This window comes from Actinomycetota bacterium (assembly GCA_035765775.1).
GTDB lineage: Bacteria > Actinomycetota > CADDZG01 > JAHWKV01 > JAOPZY01 > DASTWV01.
Genome location: DASTWV010000048.1, coordinates 1 through 2,630 on the forward strand (window position 1 = coordinate 1; position 2,630 = coordinate 2,630).

Sequence of the window (2,630 nt, forward strand, 5' to 3'; positions counted from 1 at the left end):
TGTCAAGGGCCGTTGAGTTCTGCCCGGTGACGGCCACTACACCTGCCCAAGGATGGCCACGAAAACTTGCCCACTGGCGGCCGTGGGGAGTGCCGGTAGGTTTGGCTTCTCGGCCTCACCTCCCCCTGGTGGACGGATCGGTCGGGGGCTTCCTGCGGGGAACGCCGGGAGGTTGGCCGTCGCCGTTGCCGAGGGCCTTCACCCCCGCCCCGGACACCGCCTGGGCCAGCCGGACGCTTTCCCCGGAGGTCTGGCACACGTGGGCATGGTGCATGAGCCGGTCCACCATGGCCGTGGCCAGGGTCTTGGGCATGAGCTCGTCGAAGCCGGCGGGATGCAGGTTGGAGCTGATCGCCAGGCTGCGCCGTTCGTAGGCGGCGTCCACCAGGCGGTACAGCCCCTCGGCGGCGTCGGTGGACACCGGCAAGAGCCCGATGTCATCCACAATGATGAGCGACGCCCGGAGGATCCGGCTCACGACCTTGGCCACCGAGTCGTCGGCCCGGCAGCGGCGCACCATGGCCCCGAGTGACTCCAGGGAGAACCAGCTGACCCGGTGGCCGGCCTCCACGGCGGTGTGCCCGAGCGCCTCCAGGAAGAAGCTCTTGCCCGTGCCCGACGGGCCGCACACCACCAGGTTCTCCGCCCGCCCCACCCACTCGAGGGTGCGCAGGGCCGCCTGGGTGGGCAGGGCGATCGAGCAGGCGGCTTCGTCCCAGGAGGAGAACGTCTTGCCGGTCGGGAAGCCCGCCGCGCTCGCCCGGGTGGTTGCCGCCGAGCGTTCCCGGCCAGACAGCTCCTCGGCCAGCAGCACCCGCACCACCTCGGCGGGGTCCCAGCGTTGCGCCTTGGCGGTGGCGAGCACCTCAGGGGCGCTGCGGCGCAGGTGCGGCAGGCGCAGGCGGCGGGTGAGCGCCTCCAGCTCCTCGGGCAGGGCGGGGGCGGCAACCGAGACGGTCATCGCCCGATCACCCCCCAGGCGGCGGTGCCGCCCTGCAGGCTGTGGTCCTCGGAGGCGGCGCTGGCACCCTCGGCAGCCCGGGCCCGGTGGTGCAGGATGGCCTCCAGGTCCCCGTCGGCGAAACGGCCCATGACCGCGGCGTGGCCGAGCGCCCAGTCCACCCGGCCAGCGCCCACGATCTTGGCCAGCGCCACCGCTGTTGCCATCTTGGGCCGCACCCGGGAGACGCCCGCCTCGCCCGCCGCCAGCAGCCATTCGGCCGCCCCGGCCCCGAGCTGCAAGAAGGCCAGCTCCTCGGGGTTGCGGGCGGTGGGGGTGCGTTGCAGGGGGTCGCTGCGCCGGGGGGAGAAGTGGGCCTCGTCCACCCGGGGGTTGCCCGGCGTGGTACGCCGATGGCGGGCCACCTCTGTCGGACCCGTGCGGGACACCGACACGATGATCACGTCCTCGCCGTGGCCCCGTACCCAGACCTGCTGGCCGGCAAGGGTTTCGGGGGCGGAGTAGGAGCCGCCCTCGAACTCGACCATGGGGGTGGTGGTGCCCACCCTGCGGGTCACCCCGAAGGCGACGGTGTAGGGGTGCTCGGGGAGTCGGTGCAGGCGGGGACGTTCCTCGGCCAGCATCTCCCCGGGGGCACGGCGGGTCACCCGGTGGGGCCGGGCGTTGACGAGCTCGCCGAAGCCGCCACAGGCCTCCTCCAGCTCGGCGAAGCTGGCGTAGGCGGGGAGCAGGTTGGTGTCGGTGGGCACCAGGTCGGCTTTGGCCACCCGCACGGTCGACTCGGACCCGCCCTTGCTGGCGGGATCCGCGGGCACACAGGTCTTGATCGTCAGACCGTAATGGCGGGCGGCCGCCACCATCGCCGGGTTGCGGATCGCCACCCCGGCGACGTGCTCGATGGTCACCGTCTTCTCGTTGTCGGTGAGGGCATAGGTCGGGCAGCCGCCGAAGTGGCGCAGCGTGGTGTCCAAGCACGCGATGACGCTGGGCAGGGAGCGGTCCAGGATGGGCAGCACCACCCGGAACCGGCTCCACGCCAGCCAGGCGCAGAACAGGATGGTGCGGCGCCCCCCGATGGCGGGCCCGTCGCCGAAGTCGTACTGGAACCACAGCCCCGGCTCGGTGATCCAGGGCCGGTGCACCCGGCGGTTGCCTGCCCGCCAGGAGGCCTTCACCTGGGCCACGGCCCGGCGGGTGGTGCGCTCAGATCCCGGGTAGCCGAGCGCCGCCAGCTTGTCGTGGGCGACGTCGGCGCGGATCTTGCCGTGGCTGAGGTCCACCCATTCTTCAAGCTTGGCCAGGTGGTCGTCGATCAGCTGGGACCTGTGGAGTGGATCGGCGCTCAGCATGCCGGCCGCCCGCTGGGCGACGTAGTGCTCGACGGTGTGGTGGGAGCAGCCGGCCAGCTCCGCGGCGTCCCGGTAGGACTGCGTCAGGTCGTAGGCAGCAAGAATTTCCATGATCTCCTCGGCAAACTTCACGTGGTTCCCTCCCTCGGGGTGGCTGGACGTAGGCGCGCTCAGCACAACCCCGGGAGGGGACCTCAAGGTGGATTTCGGACGGACCTCAGACGGTTGGGCAGATCTGCTGGCCACCGCTGGGCAGTTTTCGTGGCCGCCAGCGGGCAGGTTCGTGGCCGTCTACGGGCAGTTTTTCATGGCCGCTAACA

The 2,630-nt window shown here is 71.6% G+C and carries 2 protein-coding genes; both read right to left on the minus strand.

Features of this window, described 5'->3' with window-relative positions; genetic code table 11:
- Window positions 1-115: 115 nt before the first annotated feature.
- Window positions 116-961 carry an IS21-like element helper ATPase IstB gene (istB, locus tag VFW71_10755; protein HEU5003241.1) on the minus strand — a complete coding sequence of 282 codons (846 nt, stop codon included), beginning with the start codon at window positions 959-961 and terminating at the stop codon, window positions 116-118.
- Window positions 958-2,442 carry an IS21 family transposase gene (gene istA / locus VFW71_10760; GenBank protein ID HEU5003242.1) on the minus strand — a complete coding sequence of 495 codons (1,485 nt, stop codon included), beginning with the start codon at window positions 2,440-2,442 and terminating at the stop codon, window positions 958-960. Before istA ends, istB begins: the two co-directional genes overlap by 4 nt.
- Window positions 2,443-2,630 lie beyond the last annotated feature (188 nt).

Excerpts from the sequence above, each read along its gene's own strand:
- istB (HEU5003241.1), bottom strand. The coding sequence starts at position 961 with ATGACCGTCTCGGTTGCCGCCCCCGCCCTGCCCGAGGAGCTGGAGGCG.